Genomic DNA, 14952 nt, shown 5'->3' with positions numbered 1-14952 from the left:
TCCCGCCTTCGGCTACAAGAACCATGCCTCGATCGATCGCCGGCACGGCTTCATCCGCGGCTGGAACGTCACCGGCGCCTCGGCCTGGGACGGGGCGCAGCTTCGCAACGTGCTGGACAAGAACAACACCGGCTCGACGGTGTGGGCCGACACCGCCTATCGCTCGAAGAAGAATGAGGCGTGGCTGGACAAGAACGGCTACGTCTCCGACATTCATCACAAGAAGCCGAAAGGCCGGCCGATGAGTGAGGCGATGGCACGGGCCAATGGCCGGCGCTCAAAGATCCGCGCTTTCGTCGAGCACGTCTTCGCGCAGCAGAAATCCCGCATGGGCCTGTTTGTCCGCACGATCGGCATCGCTCGCGCCCACACCAAGATCGGCATGGCCAACCTCGCCTACAATCTCACCCGCTTCGTTTGGCACCAAGGGCGAACTGCGTTCGCATGACGGCGAGAGCGGCGGAAAACGCCGCCGCGATGCCGAAATCGGCTACCAGCATCAGCCCCAACGACCGAAATCCAGCCACCGCCGCGCGTCAGACTGTTCACAACCTCATTGCCGCACCACTCCCTCTGGAAATGCCGGTAGTTCGAGGTGTCCACTTGGATAGCGATTGCTGGTTCGTTGGGCTTTAGCTCTGCCTTCGGGGTTTCGGCTTTTGCCGTCATCGCCTTCGGCTCGGCCAGCACTTCCGCCACCGGCTTTTCGATTTTCGCTGGCTCAGCCTTTGGACTTTCGACAACAAGCGGTTCAGCCTTAGGTGCGTCTGGCAAGACACCCTTGGAACGAGGTTCGCTTACCCCATCCTTCGTGTATTCGACTAGCCCCCAGAGCACCTTAACACTAGGCGCCGGCTGGGCACTGTTTTGCGCCAAATACCAAATCGCCCCCCCCCGAGAACCAGTGCGATGGCGATAGCCAAAAGCCCATATTTCTTGAACAGGGCGCCTATTATTTCGTCTATGCTTTTGAGCATCGTTCGGCTCGCACGGCGCAACTAAGCGCCCGCAATGTGTGAGGCATCTAATCAGCTAAGTCCGACCACAGTCAGCTTGTCCATAGTACGACTGGTTTCTGCACCGATAGATCGCTCGACAAGTTATCTCACTTGATAACCAGCGATATCCAAACCCGCCTGCATTAAGCCAGCCGCCATTATCACCTCTCTGGCCGCCTCGGCATGCCGCAACTTGACCATCACGCCATCGGCACCAAGGCCGGGTGCTTCTCGCCAAGCGCCAATCGCCTTCCCGTCCAGCCCACCGGCCAGGCATCCTTAACGCTACTTGGCAGGCGGGTCATTTCGTTGGATGACGATAGCACGCCGCGAAGCTCACCTTCACGCCGGCAACGACGCTCCTCCAAGCCGGGGACGTATAGGTCTCCCCAATCCGCGTCCGGATCTGTGCTGTCAGGGCTAATGTATCGGTCAGGGTTGCTGTATTGCCGCGAGCTTCCAGTCGCCACCGTTCTGGCGCGTGAAGGTCCACAGTTCGGTTGTTTCCGTCGGTCGATCGGCTTGGGCCGCGACGATCTCGCCGCTGGCGCGATCGCGCATCACGTCGTGAGACTCGTAGCGCAAGGCGGCCGTGGCGTAGTCGCGATCATCTTCCCGCCAGCTCTCCGCAATATCGGCCTCCAGCAGGCTGATATCAGACACGTCGTTCCTAATGCCCTTTTTCGCATTGTCGGCAAGTTCCTCGGACAGATAGGATACCATCTCGGGGGTCGCCAGCCGACGCAAGCCGGCATGATCTTCGCGCCCGAAGGCTTCCTGAACTTCCGTCAACCGTTGCTGGAACGTGTCGAGGTCGGCCGGCGTCATTGTGATTTCATCGGCGGCTGGAGCCGCCCGGCCAAACCCAGACCCGCCAGATCCAGACCCGATGCCTGGAATGGGGAAGGATGAGACGTTATTCGCGTCGGGCTGGGTTGCCGCGCTTCGCCCGAAGTTCCCCATGCTCCGCGGAACACCGGCCATGGCGGGCGCTTGGTTGCGTGCCGATTGCGACCGGAAAAAGCGGATCGCCAACATGATAGCGCCGCCGATCAGCAGTCCTTGAAGCAGCAGGCCCAACATACCAGCCAAGCCGCCGAACCCCTGGCCCAAAAGAAGTCCGATCAGACCGCCGAGCAACAGGCCGCGCATCATCGAACCGCCGAGGCCGTTGAAGAGTCCCGGTCGTTGGGATGTCTGCGTCTGGCGGGCCGCATTGTTCGTTACGGTATTGGGCGTCATCGAGCGCTCGACCGGCGCCGCCGGCTGTGGTGCCGTTCTGGTCGGCGGGACCGACTGGAAAGTGCGCGTGCCGCGGCTGCCGAAGCTGCCGCCACGGCGCGCCTCGGCGTAGTCGGCCGTGACCATGGAAAATGCCAGGAACAGTCCTGCAAACAAAACTGCAAACCGGCTCGAACGCGAAATCATCATAACAAACCCTTAAGCGACACTCTTGCCGCTCATATGGGGTGCGCCGATCGAAATATCAGTGGCACGCACCTTCCGCGTTCAGCCATTGAGGAAAATTCCAGGACCACCTCTCACCAGGCACGGCAGCTGACCGTGACCCTTCTGCAACGTTGTGCGTTGTTGCCCGAGGCACGCCGAGGGAGACGAACGGTGTCTGCAGGTTTCGGAGCCACCAGCTTGCAACTGGACGACACGACCATTTTCGCAAGGGTCGGCGGGACGGGTCCGCCGCTGCTGCTTCTTCATGGTTTTCCAGAAACGCATCTGATGTGGAGGGATATCGCCGCGGCATTGGCACTACGCTTTACGGTGGTCGCCGCCGACCTGCGAGGCTATGGGCAAAGCGGGTGCCCGGTCTCCTCTGCCGATCATAGCCCATACGCCAAACGCGCCATGGCCGACGCGCTGGACCAGGCAAACGGTCGTCGCATCGGGTGTCCCCTGCTGGCACTATGGAGTGGGGAAGGCGGCCTCGAGAACTGGTACGCGGAGGAAGGCGGACCGCTCGCTATCTGGAGAAAATGGGCCGACAGAGTTGAAGGAAGTCCCGTCAGAGGCGGGCACTTCTTCCCGGAAGAGCACCCTCGCCAGACCGCAGCGGCTCTCTCAAGATTCTTCGAAGGCGAAGTAGGGGGGAGAGCAATAGGGGGACAAATAGGGGAATGACGCGCGGGACAGAGTGGGGATAGTGTGGAGGCGCAAGTTGCACGGGATCTCGGGAACGCTCGGCGATCCGCGAACGGGATCTCTGGTATTCGCCCATCCGGGGTCAAACATGCTCGGTAAAAAATGAAGACGATCTCTACGGCCAGGCCTCTGATATGCAGCCTCGTGTTTGTTGGCGGTTGCGCGTCGCCCTTTCACGCATCTCTTGATACCGCGAAATACGACAGGATGAGTTGCGTTGAACTCAACGTGGCCATGGGCGAGGTCGCCAAGGAGATGTCGGCGACAGCGATCACGCGGGGCAAAGTCGCCAAGACCAACATTCCGGGCTGGCTATGGGGAGCCCGCCGTGTCGCCTCCACAGTCACCGCCCGCCAGAGCGCGAAGATCGAGCAGTTGCGGCAGCAGGAGGCTGCGATCGCGGCGGTGAGGAGAAGCAAGTGTTAACCGCAGCGCCGGAGTGGGTCTTCAGCCGGATGGAGCGGACTGGTGCGCAGCGATTGCGCTCAGAAAAATCTGCCCGAACTCCCTGAGCTTTGCGGCGCCGACGCCGTTGACCGCGGCGAAGGCGTCGAGGTCGCGCGGGCAGCGTTCGGCCATATCGATCAGTGTGCGATCGGAGAAGATCACGAAGGCCGGCACCTGGCGCTCCCGGGCGAGACGCAGCCGTACCGCCTTGAGCGTGGCCAACAGCGCGGTATCCAGGTCTTGCGTGCCCGCGGCGGCATGCTGGGCAGGACGCAGCTTGCCGCGCGAGGCGCGGTGCCGCGTCTCGACGCGATACTGGAATGGGATCTCGTCACGGCCGAGCGCATGGCCTTTTTCAGCGATGGCGAGGCCACCATGACCGCTCGGATCCGGCATCAGAAACCCGCCCGCGACGAGCTGGCGGATCAGCGACAGCCACATATCCTTCTTGTGCGCTAAACCGCCCCGGAAGCTGGCAAGCCTGTGGTGGCCCCTGGCCAGGATCTTTTCAGTTTCATGGCCGAGCAGAATGTCGATGACATGGGCAGCGCCGAAACGCTCACCGCTCTCAGCGATTGCCGCCAGGATGAGCCGCGCCTCCGCCCCGCCATCCGCGCGCGGCGCCTGTTCCAGGCAGTTGTCGCAATTGCCGCAGGACGACGCGTCCTCACCGAAATAGCCGAGCAGAACCCTGCGGCGGCATTCAGCCGTCTCGCAATAGCCGATCAGCGTATCGAGCCGGCCATGCGCGCGCCGTTTATGCTCCGCCGGCGCGCCTTCGTCTTCGATGAAAAGCCGGCGCATGCGGATATCGCCGAGGCCGAAGAGCATATGTGCCTCGGCCGCCCGCCCATCGCGGCCGGCGCGCCCGATTTCCTGATAATAGGCCTCTAAGCTGCCCGGCAGATCGGTATGGAAGACATAGGCGACGTCAGGCTTGTCGATCCCCATGCCGAAGGCGATTGTCGCCACCATCACCACGCCGGACAAGGTCATGAAGCTGTTCTGGTTGGCCTCGCGCGCCTCCTTGCTCATCCCGGCATGATAGGGGAGCGCGCGCACGCCGTTCCCTTCGAGGAACGCTGCCGTCTCTTCCGTCTTCTTGCGCGACAGGCAGTAGACGATGCCGCTACGGCCGGCATGACGCTGTACGAAATCCAGCAACTGGCGCTTGCTGTTCTGTTTGGCCTCGATGCCAAGCTTGATGTTCGGCCGGTCGAAACCCAGCACCAGGGTTTCGACGCTGCCTGCGAACATCTGTGCGGCGATGTCGGTGCGCGTCGTCTCGTCCGCTGTCGCCGTCAGCGCAATGATCGGCACATCAGGGAAAATGTCGCGCAGCCGCGATAACTCTTCATATTCGCGCCGGAACGCCGGGCCCCATTGGGAGATGCAATGTGCCTCGTCGATAGCGATCAGGCTTATATCGAGCCTGGCGAGCGCCTCGAGCATCCGCGTGGTCATGAGCCGCTCCGGCGCAAGATAGAGCAGGCGCGTTTGGCCCGCCGCGACGCGGCGCCATGCGGCGACATTGGCATCGCGGTCGAGTGAGGAATTGATCGTATCGGCCGCCACGCCGGCAAGGCGCAATGCGGCGACCTGGTCCTGCATCAGGGCCACCAGGGGCGAAACGACAATGGTGAGCCCGCCCAGAACCAGCGCCGGGACCTGGTAGCAGAGCGATTTGCCGGCACCGGTCGGCATGACGGCCAGCACATGACGCCCGGCCAGCAGCGCCTCCATCACGGCGGCCTGGCCGGGACGAAAATCATCGAAGCCGAACACGTCCTTCAGGACGCGCCGCTTGGGATCTCCCGCCGGGACGCTCGCCGTCGATGCCTGCATCAGGGAATTTCTATGATCGGCGCCGCCCGAAAAGGCAGCGTGGAAACGACCGAGGGCAGCGGCGACATGACCTGCCAAGGGTCCCTGGTGAATCTCCAGGTGATCGCCTGGACAGCAGATTCGAACATTCGTACGTCCCTCAAGTCCTGTCTCCTCGGCACCGCCTGAAGGAACATCCCCTCATTGGCGGATATGGTACCGTGATTCCAGCCCCTATTCGCTTTGGCTGTGAATATCGCGTTGGCTCGGGGCGGTTAATCCTATCTTCACCATGATTCGGCAGATTCAGGTTCTGCGGTGATGTTTTGAGTACCGCGGCGCCACAAGCGCCCAGGCAACACGCCCGCGTCTCTCCGGAGGCGCGGGCTTTTCGTTTGCGGGATATGCTGGAAGGAAGCGGCGCAAACAGGCGGTTCTGCACTTTGGGCCGGACGGCGCAATGACCTGCGTTCGCACACCCTCAGTCGATAAAATCGGCGCGATGCGGCGTAAAACTGTCGACCAGGCGGCCCGCCTCGAGCGCCTTGACGCCATGGACCAGGTTGGAAGGGACAATGAAGCTGCTTCCCGTTTCCAGGATTTCGGTCCTGCCGTCGATGGTGACCTCGAAGCGGCCTTCGGCGACGTAGCTCGCCTGGACATGCGGGTGCGAATGCAGCGCGCCGACACCGCCCTTGTCGAAACCGAACTCGACCATCATCAGCTCGTCCGTGTGCAGCAGCACGCGCCTGCGATTGCCATCCGGCGTCCGCGTCCATGCACCCTCGCCGGCATGCGCAAAGATCTTCGTTCCGGTCATCGCCAAATCCTCATCATGGCATGATCCTTATCATCTGTTCCTCATCGCGCCAGCCAGCCTCCATCCACTGGCACCACGGCGCCGTGCATGTAGTTGGACGCCGGCGCCAACAGGAAGACGGCTGCGTCGCCGATGTCTTCCGGCCCGCCCCAACGTCCGGCCGGAATGCGCGCCAGAATGGCGGCGCTGCGGTCTGGATCGGCACGCAGCGCCTGCGTGTTATTGGTTTCGATATAGCCGGGCGCAATGCTGTTGACGTTGATGCCTTTCGACGCCCATTCGCAGGCGAGCAACCTTGTGATGCCGAGCACGCCGTGCTTCGACGCCGTATAGGAGGCGACGCGGATGCCGCCCTGGAAACTCAGCACCGAGGCGATGTTGACGATCTTGCCGCGCCGTTCCGGATTGGCAAGCACGCGCCTGGCGAAGCTCTGGCTGAGAAAGAAAATCGTCTTCAGGTTAGTGTCCATGACGTCGTCCCAATCCGCTTGCGTCAGATCGACGGCGTCGGCGCGCCGGATGATGCCGGCATTGTTGACCAGCCCATCGAGCGGCCCGGTTTCGTCCCAGATCCGATCGAGCATCGCCTGGGCAGCGGCATGGTCGGCAAGATCGCAGAGTACCGCCTCGAAATCTCCGCCCGCAGCCGCAGTCTTTTCCGCGGTCTCATCCATTGCCGAGCGGCCGACGCCGACCACCGCACCGCCAGCGCGGGCAATCGACAGGGCGATCCCCTGGCCGATGCCGGTGTTGGCGCCGGTGACGAGGATGCGCTTGCCGGCCAGGCTGAAGGCCGAGAGGTCACTCACCGCAGGTCTTCCATCGCCACCGGATCGACATCGGTATAGTCGACATTGTCGCCGGCCATCGCCCAGATGAAGGCATAGTTGGACGTACCGGCGCCCGAATGGATCGACCATCCCGGCGACAGCACCGCTTCTTCGTTGCGCATGACGAGGTGGCGTGTTTCGTCCGGCTCGCCCATGAAATGAAAGACGCGCGCCGCCTCCGGCAGGTCGAAATAGAGATAAGCCTCCATGCGCCGGTCATGCACATGGCACGGCATGGTGTTCCAGACCGAGCCTGAGGCAAGCTGGGTCATGCCGACGACGAGCTGGCAGGTTTTCACGCCCTCGGCATGGATGAACTGGAAGATCGAGCGCTCGTTGCAGGTCGCCTGGCTGCCGAGATCGAGCCGCTTGGCGTCGCCGATGCGGATTAGTCGGCTGGGATGGCTCTGGTGCGCCGGCGCACTGAGCAGATAGAACTTGGCCGGCTCGGCTGGATCGACTGAGGCGAATGACACCTCATTGGCGCCCATGCCGAGATACAGCATGTCGCGCGCCCGCAGATCGTAGGACCGGCCGCCAGCTTCCACGGCGCCGGCGCCGCCGATGTTGACGGCGATCATTTCGCGGCGATCGAGAAAATTCTTTGTCCCGGTCGGCTTGATCGCCGGCAGCGGAAGCGGTGTCCCGGCAGGCATGGCGCCGCCGACGATCATCCGGTCGTAGTGGGTATAGGTCAGGCCGATGCGGCCTGGCTGGAACAGGCCTTCGATCAGGAAATTGTGACGGAGCTCGTCCGTCCCCATCGCCGCGGCGCTAACAGGGTCGATGGCAAAGCGCGAGGTGAAATCCGTGTGGTTGCCGGTCTGATTCATCACTGCCTCATTGATCATTCGGTTGCCGCGGCCTTGACCGAGTCGGCATAAAAAACCTGGCGTGCGTGCAAGCGCTCGCGATAGCGCTGCTGGCTGGCGGTGAGATGCGCACGCATGGCCTCCCGAGCGGCCTCGGCATCGCCTGCCGTAATGGCGTTCAGGATCACCAGATGCTCGCGTTGCAGCCCGCGCTGATAGACGTCGGATTGGGCGAGTTCGGTGGACCACGGCGACGTCACGTCGCAAGGAATGGCGCGCCGGCCGAGCACGTCGAGCATCTCAACATAGAACGGGTTGTTCGTGGCGCTGGCGATCGCGCGGTGGAAGGCAAGGTCGGCTGGACCCGTCGGCTCGCTGTTCAAGAGCAGCCGTTCGAATTCGAAGAATGCTTCCTGGATCCCTGCTTCCTGCGCAGCGTTGCGACGGACGGCGGCGAGCCCGGCGGATTCGATCTCGATCGCCAGGCGCACCTCGAGCACGTTGAGGGCGATCGAATCCTTGCTGCCCATGTCCGCGGCAAGCGCGCCGAACATCGTCGAGATGTGTTCGGTGACGAAGACGCCGGCGCCCTGACGCGGCTCGACCAGACCGTCAGCGGCAAGCTTGGCCAGCGCTTCGCGGATGACGGTGCGGCTGACCCCGAAGGTTTCGGTCAGCTGGCCCTCAGTCGGCAGCTTTTGACCCGGCTGGATCTCGCCCGCCTGCAACTGTTTGCGGATCGCCGCGACCACGGTCTCCGACAGCTTGGGCTTGCGTTCGACCTTCAGGCTGGTCGCCATATCCGATGCCATTCCCAACCCCTATTTGAAAACGCTCGGCAGCCACAGCGAGATGGCCGGAATGTAAGTGACGAGCCCTAGCACCACGAGGCCTGCCCCATAAAACGGCCAGATCGAGCGCATCGCTTCCCAGACGGATATCTTGCCCACTGCGCACGCCACGAACTGCACTGCGCCCACCGGCGGCGTGTTCAGCCCGATGCCGAAGTTGAGAATCATGATGACGCCGAAATGCACCGGATCGACGCCATAGGCCTGCGCCACGGGCAGGAAGATCGGCGTGCAGATGATGATCGTCGGCCCCATGTCCATGAACGTGCCGAGGAACAGCATCAGGATGTTGAGCAGGAGAAGCACGACCAGCGGATCTTCCGAGATCGCGTTCATCGAGGCTATGAGCGCTGCCGGCACTTTCAGGAAGGCCATCAACCACGAGAACGCCGCCGCCATGCCGATGATGAGCAGCACCATGGCCGTGGTGCGCACGGCACCATGCGTGGCATGAACGAAACCTTCCCAAGTCATCTGCCGGTAAACCAAGACAGTAACGAGCAACGCATAGATGACGGCGATGCAGGAACTCTCGGTGGCCGTGAAAATGCCCGATCGCACGCCGCCGAAGATGATCGCGATCAGCAGCAGGCCGGGCACCGCGACAGCGAAGAGATGCGCGACGGCGGTGAAGCCCGGAAACGGCTCGGTCGGATAGCCGCGGGAGCGCGCCACGAAATAGGCGGTGGTCATTAGTGCCAGGGCCAATAGCAGGCCCGGGATGATGCCGGCCGTGAACAGGTCGGCGATGGAGATCTTTCCGCCTGCCGAGATCGAGTAGATGATCATGTTGTGCGACGGCGGCAGGAGCAACGCGATCAGCGCCGCCATCGACGTGACGTTGACGGCGTAGTCCGTTCCATATCCACGCGCCTTCATCTGCGGGATCATCAGGCCGCCTACCGCCGCTGCTTCCGCCACAGCGGAGCCAGAAATGCCGCCAAACAGTGTAGCGGTCGCGATGTTGACCTGCCCGAGGCCGCCGCGCATATGGCCGACGAGCGAGCCGGCGAAAGCGACGATCTTGCTGGCGATGCCGCCGCGCACCATCAAGTCGCCGGCGTAGATGAAAAAGGGAATGGCCAGCAGCGAAAAGACGCTCATGCCGGAATTCAGGCGCTGGAACACGATGAGCGGCGGCAGGCCTATATAGAGGACGGTGGCAAAGCTTGCGACGCCGAGGCAGAAGGCGATCGGCGTGCCGATGAGCATCAGAAGGGTGAAGACGCCGAAAAGAATCCAGAGTTCCATGGTCAGACCTTCACGTTCGCCGTGTCAAGTTCGGCTGCGACTTCCGCCGGCGGCAGCTCATCGAGCGCATCGTCGATCGGCGCGCCGGAGAGGCGAAGCGCGATGCGTTCCAGCGTGAAGAGCACGATGAGCGCGCCTCCCGCGACAAGCGGGACGTAGTCCCAGCCCCCCGATATGCCGAGCGACGGCAAGGTGGCGCCCCAGGTCAATGCGACCAGCTGGCTGCCATACCAGATCATCCCGATGCCGAAGGCGAGCGCGACGAGATCCGAAATCATCCTCAGCCAGCGCTTGCCGCCTTTCGGCAGCACGTAGAGCAGGACGTCGAAGCCGAGGTGATAGTTCTCGCGCACCCCGACGGCAGCGCCGAGGAAAATGAACCAGCTCATCAGCATCACCGAGCCCTGCTCGGTCCAGCTCGGCGAGCGGTTCAGAACATAGCGGCCGAACACCTGCCAGGCGACGAAGGCAGTCATCAGCACCAGTCCGATGCCGGCGATCCACAGCGCCGCTGTGCTGACACGAGATATCACGCGCGCGACGCCGGACAGGGGCGGTCTCTGTTCTGGGCTGAAGGTCAACGGTTTTCTCCGCAAGAGGCAGGCGGCGCGGAGTGCCCGCGCCGCCGCTTGATCACTGCACGGCCTTGATGGCCTCGACCATGGCCTTCAGCTTGTCGTCCTTGACGTGCTTCTCGTAGACCGGACCCATCGCGTCGATGAAGGGCTGCTTGTCCGGCGTCGTGATCTGCGAACCGGACGCTTCGACCTTGGCGCGCGATTCCTTGACCTTGGCGGCCCACAGCTCACGCTGCTTGGCGACGCTTTCCTTGGCGGCCGCCTTGAAGATCGCCTGGTCTTCCGGCGTCAGCTTGTCCCAGCTCGACTTCGCCATGACGAAGGCTTCCGGCACCATCGTATGCTCGTCGAGCGAATAGAACTTGGCGACTTCCGCATGCTTGGCGGTGTCGTAGCTCGGAAAATTGTTCTCCGCGCCGTCGATGACCCCGGTCTCGATCGCCGAATACACCTCGCCATACGGCATCGGCGTCGCGTTGGCGCCGAGTGCCGCCACCATGTCGACGAAGATGTCGGACTGGATGACGCGGAACTTCATGCCGGCCAGATCGGCTACGGAGTTGATCGGCTTCTTCGAATTGTAGAAGGAGCGCGCGCCGCCGTCATAAAAGGCGAGCAGCACCAGCCCGACCTGTTCGAACGCCGCCGCGATCTGGTCGCCGACCGCTCCGTCCATGACCTTGTGCATATGGTCTTCCGAGCGGAAGATATAGGGCAGCGAGGGCACGGTGGTTTCGGGAATGAGCCCGTTGAACGGCGCCATCGAGACGCGGTTGAGGTCGATCACACCGGAGCGCACCTGCTCGATCGTGTCCTTTTCCTCGCCGAGCTGCGCGGAATGATAGAGGTCGACCGCATAGCGGCCGGCCGTGCGCTCCTTGACAAGCTCGCCGAAATATTTGACCGCCTCGACCGTCGGATAGCCGTCCGGGTGCGTGTCGGACGAGCGCAAGACCGTCTGGGCGCTTGCCGTTCCGGCCATCAGTGCGGCGGTAAGCAGCGTAGCTCCCACCAGTCTGGAAAAATGCAACATGACTTCCTCCCTTTTTAGACCTGACGCCCGGCTCAGAGCCGGTACGCCTTTTTCGCAAGCGTATAGGCAAGTTCCTGCGCCAGCTCATGCGCCTCGTCTTCGCGGAGCCGGTGCTCGGCGACGAGACGCGCAAGGAAGGCGCAATCGACCCGGCGCGCCACATCGTGGCGAGCCGGGATGGATGGAAAGGCGCGGGTGTCGTCGTTGAAGCCGACGGTGTTGTAGAAGCCGGCCGTCTCGGTGGTCATCTCGCGGAACCGGCGCATGCCCTCCGGGCTGTCGTGGAACCACCAGGCCGGCCCGATTTTCAGCGCCGGATAGACGCCGGCGAGCGGCGCCAGTTCGCGCGCATAGCTGGTCTCGTCGAGGGTGAAGAGGATGACTGTAAGGTCGCGCTCCAGCCCGACGCAGTCGAGCAGCGGCTTGAGCGCCGTCACATAATCGGTTCGGGTCGGGATGTCGAAACCCTTGTCTCTGCCGAACCTCTGGAAGACGAAAGGCGAATGATTGCGCCAGGAGCCGGGATGGATTTGCAGGATGAGCCCGTCGTCGCGGCTCATCTTAGCCATTTCGGTCAGCATCTGGGCGCGAAACAGTCTTCGCTCGCGCTCGTCATCCGAGCCCCGGCGAATGCGGTTGAACAGCTCCTGCGCGGCGGCATCCGACAGATTGCCGGTCTCGGCCGTCGGATGGCCGTGGTCCGACGCGGTCGCGCCGAAATTCTTGAAGAGGGCGCGCCGCTGGCGATGCGCATCGAGATAGCCGGCCCAGGTGCCGGTGTCACAGCCGGTGATGTCGCCGAGCCGATCGACATTGGCCGAAAAGCCCTCGAAGTCGGGATCGACGACCGCATCCGGACGGTAGGCGGTGACGACACGGCCCTGCCAGCCGCTGTTGCGGATCGCCTTGTGCCAGTTGAGATCGTCGAGCGCGCCTTCCGTCGTTGCGATGACCTCGATGTTGAAGCGTTCGAACAGGGCGCGTGGACGGTAATCGTCACGCTGCAGCAGCGCCGCGATCGTGTCGTAGTGCCGGTCCGCCGCGTTGGCGCTCAGCGGTTCGTCGATGCCGAACAGATGGGCAAGCACGTGGTCGAACCACAGCTGCGTCGGCGTGCCACGGAACAGATAATAGTGCTCGGCGAAACGCCGCCAGATCTTCCTGCCGTCGGTCTCCACCGGTGAGCCGTCGAGCGTTGGCACGCCGAGATCCTCGAGGCGGACGCCCTGGCTGAACAGCATGCGGAAGATGTAGTGGTCCGGCACAACAAGCAATTGCGCCGGATCGGGAAACGCCTCGTTGAGCGCGTACCAGCGCGGATCGGTGTGACCGTGCGGGCTGACGATCGGCAGATCCTTGACAGATGCATAGAGATCGCGGGCGAGCGAGAGCGGACGCGCCTCGGACGGAAACAGCAGATCCGGATCGGTCAATGCGGCCACGTCGTTCCTCCCAACCCGGCCATCGGTAGGGTCGGCAAGAAATAATGTCAACATACAAAAACTGGATTTTTGTATGATGACTTTTACGCAACGTGAGCCCATTGTGCGGGAAGGAAACGGATGTTACGCCGCATGCCGCCATATCTCGGCACGATCCCGATCAGACACGTTGCACCCGACTAGACACTTTTGAACAATGACAGACAGACGCCTTTCCAACAGCACGCGGCAGGCTTTGCCGGCTTCGGTCGCGATCCCCGGATACGACCGTGACAGCGTTGTACCCGGCATCGTCCATCTCGGCGTCGGCGCATTCCACCGCGCTCATCAGGCAGCCTATGTCGACGACTGCCTGGCGGCGGGAGAAACGGATTGGGGCATCGTCGGCGTCTCGCTGCGCAGCGCAGACACACGCGACGCACTGGGGCCGCAGGACGGGCTCTACACGCTGGCGGTCAGGAGCAGCGACGGCGAAAGCCTGCGTGTCGTCGGCTCGATCCTGTCGATGCTGGTGGCCCCGCAAGATCCGGGCGCGGTGCTGGCCGCGCTGACCGATCCACGCACCCGTATTGTTACGCTGACGATCACCGAAAAGGCCTATCTCAGGGCAGCCGGCGGTGAACTGGACAAAACCCATCCCGACATCGTCCATGATCTGGCGAACCCACAAATCCCACGAACGGCGCAGGGTTTCCTGGCCGAATCGCTTGCGCGCCGCCGCGCCGCCGGCAGTCATCCCTTCACCGTGCTCTGCTGCGACAATCTCCCGGCCAATGGCGCCACGCTGCACCGGTTGCTGGTCGAATTCGCCGCTTTGCGCAATTCCGATCTCGCTCGCCATATCGCCGACGAGGTGGCGTTTCCGTCGAGCATGGTCGATCGCATCGTGCCGGCGACCACCGATGCCGACCGGGCACGGATATCAGGCCAGCTTGGCGTCGAGGACGCCTGGCCGGTGATGACCGAGCCGTTCTGCCAATGGGTGATCGAAGACGATTTCCCGGCGGGCAGGCCGGCCTGGGAAAAGTTCGGCGTCACCATGGTCGGTGATGTCGGGCCGTTCGAGGACATGAAGCTGCGCCTGCTCAACGGCTCGCATTCGGCCATCGCCTATCTCGGCCTGCTCAGCGGTTACGAGACGGTCGACCGCGCTTTCGCCGATCCGGCGATCCGGCAATTCGTCGACGGATTGTGGGCCGAGGCCATCCCGACGCTGCCGAAGGACGCCGGGCTCGATACGGCCGACTACACGGCCCAGCTCGCCAAGCGTTATTCGAACACCGCGCTCGCCCATCGGACGGCGCAGATCGCCAATGACGGCAGCCAGAAACTGCCGCAGCGCATCGTCGCCTCAGCCATGGAACGGCTGAGTGCCGGCGCCCCGCCCGCGTATTTGATGCTGGTGGTGGCCGCCTGGATCGCCGCTTGCGAGGCGCGAGGCGAAGCCTTGCCGGAACACCATTTCACCGACCCGCTCGATGCTGCGCTGGCCGCGCTCGACACCCGGCACCTGTCGGCTAAGGAAACCGCAACGGCGGTGTTCGACCTGGCCGGCTTCGCCAAGGGCGGCGCTGAGCGCTTGACGCTCATCGACCTCGCGGCCGCCCATCTCGAACGCCTGCGGCAGGGTGGAGTGGCTGCTGCTTTCGCGGCCCTTGGCATTGGGAATGAAAAGCCATGAGGCAGAACTGCTCGGCGTCATGTGTGCGATGGAAGCGCTGACGGCGTGAGCCTATTTGCTCTGACCATCCAGCGTTTGCCGTGAGGAATAGTCGATACCTCTGGAGTTCCAGAACAGGCGAGCGCCCTTGCCGACTAGAGCGTGTCGCGTTTGACGTGATTCAGGATTCCCATTGAGGCTGCGGCGTGATTCATTGCGGTTTGAAGGAGAACCGCGATGGGCAAGCCG

At 63.0% G+C, this 14952-nt stretch carries 15 protein-coding genes; 5 read left to right on the top strand and 10 right to left on the bottom strand.

Going from position 1 to position 14952, the window contains the following annotated elements:
* The coding region (locus IQ26_RS37155) for a transposase (RefSeq protein WP_145723323.1) at window positions 1-448 on the top strand (448 nt) is incomplete at its 5' end.
* 982 nt (window positions 449-1430) lie between these two features.
* On the opposite strand, the gene IQ26_RS37150 is transcribed toward IQ26_RS37155, so the two are convergent.
* The gene (locus tag IQ26_RS37150; protein ID WP_145723324.1) at window positions 1431-2426 is read right to left on the bottom strand and encodes a TIM44-like domain-containing protein; all 996 of its coding nucleotides are present in this window, start codon (window positions 2424-2426) and stop codon (window positions 1431-1433) included.
* Window positions 2427-2618: 192 nt separating this feature from the next.
* Between IQ26_RS37150 and IQ26_RS37145 the strand changes: the two genes are divergently transcribed.
* Together IQ26_RS37145 and IQ26_RS37140 are read left to right on the top strand one after the other, a co-directional pair.
* Entirely contained in the window at window positions 2619-3134 is a 516-nt protein-coding gene (locus IQ26_RS37145; protein WP_240547447.1) for an alpha/beta fold hydrolase, read from the top strand.
* Between the two features lie 228 nt (window positions 3135-3362).
* Window positions 3363-3581: a hypothetical protein gene (locus IQ26_RS37140; protein WP_240547446.1), complete on the top strand. Its 219-nt coding sequence runs from the start codon at window positions 3363-3365 to the stop codon at window positions 3579-3581.
* Between the two features lie 21 nt (window positions 3582-3602).
* On the opposite strand, the gene recQ is transcribed toward IQ26_RS37140, so the two are convergent.
* Window positions 3603-5447 (bottom strand): DNA helicase RecQ, encoded by a 1845-nt coding sequence (gene recQ, locus IQ26_RS37135; RefSeq protein ID WP_145723320.1) that lies wholly within the window; start codon window positions 5445-5447, stop codon window positions 3603-3605.
* A 12-nt stretch (window positions 5448-5459) separates the two neighbouring features.
* Here recQ and IQ26_RS39375 point away from each other — a divergent pair, with 12 nt between their 5' ends.
* On the top strand, window positions 5460-5615 hold the full coding sequence (locus tag IQ26_RS39375) for a hypothetical protein (protein WP_156090980.1): 156 nt from the start codon (window positions 5460-5462) through the stop codon (window positions 5613-5615).
* A 292-nt stretch (window positions 5616-5907) separates the two neighbouring features.
* On the opposite strand, the gene IQ26_RS37130 is transcribed toward IQ26_RS39375, so the two are convergent.
* The 8 genes from IQ26_RS37130 to uxaC all read right to left on the bottom strand — a co-directional run bounded on the left by IQ26_RS37130 (window position 5908) and on the right by uxaC (window position 13043).
* Complete coding sequence (locus IQ26_RS37130) at window positions 5908-6246, bottom strand: cupin domain-containing protein (RefSeq protein ID WP_145723319.1); 339 nt, start codon at window positions 6244-6246, stop codon at window positions 5908-5910.
* A 41-nt stretch (window positions 6247-6287) separates the two neighbouring features.
* Entirely contained in the window at window positions 6288-7055 is a 768-nt protein-coding gene (gene kduD / locus IQ26_RS37125) for a 2-dehydro-3-deoxy-D-gluconate 5-dehydrogenase KduD (protein ID WP_145723318.1), read from the bottom strand.
* Window positions 7052-7909: a 5-dehydro-4-deoxy-D-glucuronate isomerase gene (gene kduI, locus IQ26_RS37120; RefSeq protein ID WP_145723317.1), complete on the bottom strand. Its 858-nt coding sequence runs from the start codon at window positions 7907-7909 to the stop codon at window positions 7052-7054. The genes kduD and kduI overlap by 4 nt, the downstream gene beginning before the upstream one ends.
* A gap of 14 nt (window positions 7910-7923) precedes the next feature.
* On the bottom strand, window positions 7924-8700 hold the full coding sequence (locus tag IQ26_RS37115; RefSeq protein ID WP_145723316.1) for a FadR/GntR family transcriptional regulator: 777 nt from the start codon (window positions 8698-8700) through the stop codon (window positions 7924-7926).
* A 9-nt stretch (window positions 8701-8709) separates the two neighbouring features.
* Window positions 8710-9990 (bottom strand): TRAP transporter large permease, encoded by a 1281-nt coding sequence (locus IQ26_RS37110; RefSeq protein ID WP_145723315.1) that lies wholly within the window; start codon window positions 9988-9990, stop codon window positions 8710-8712.
* 2 nt (window positions 9991-9992) lie between these two features.
* A complete protein-coding gene (locus IQ26_RS37105) occupies window positions 9993-10541 on the bottom strand; it encodes a TRAP transporter small permease (RefSeq protein ID WP_407660263.1) in 549 nt (182 codons plus the stop codon).
* Window positions 10542-10623: 82 nt separating this feature from the next.
* Complete coding sequence (locus tag IQ26_RS37100) at window positions 10624-11550, bottom strand: TRAP transporter substrate-binding protein (RefSeq protein ID WP_240547448.1); 927 nt, start codon at window positions 11548-11550, stop codon at window positions 10624-10626.
* Between the two features lie 83 nt (window positions 11551-11633).
* A complete protein-coding gene (gene uxaC / locus IQ26_RS37095) occupies window positions 11634-13043 on the bottom strand; it encodes a glucuronate isomerase (protein ID WP_145723312.1) in 1410 nt (469 codons plus the stop codon).
* 196 nt (window positions 13044-13239) lie between these two features.
* Between uxaC and IQ26_RS37090 the strand changes: the two genes are divergently transcribed.
* Window positions 13240-14724: a mannitol dehydrogenase family protein gene (locus IQ26_RS37090; RefSeq protein ID WP_145723311.1), complete on the top strand. Its 1485-nt coding sequence runs from the start codon at window positions 13240-13242 to the stop codon at window positions 14722-14724.
* The last annotated feature ends 228 nt before the right edge of the window (window positions 14725-14952 follow it).

The sequence above is a fragment of the Mesorhizobium tianshanense genome (assembly GCF_007830515.1).
Lineage (GTDB): Bacteria > Pseudomonadota > Alphaproteobacteria > Rhizobiales > Rhizobiaceae > Mesorhizobium > Mesorhizobium tianshanense.
This window is presented reverse-complemented; position numbering and strand designations above follow the sequence as displayed.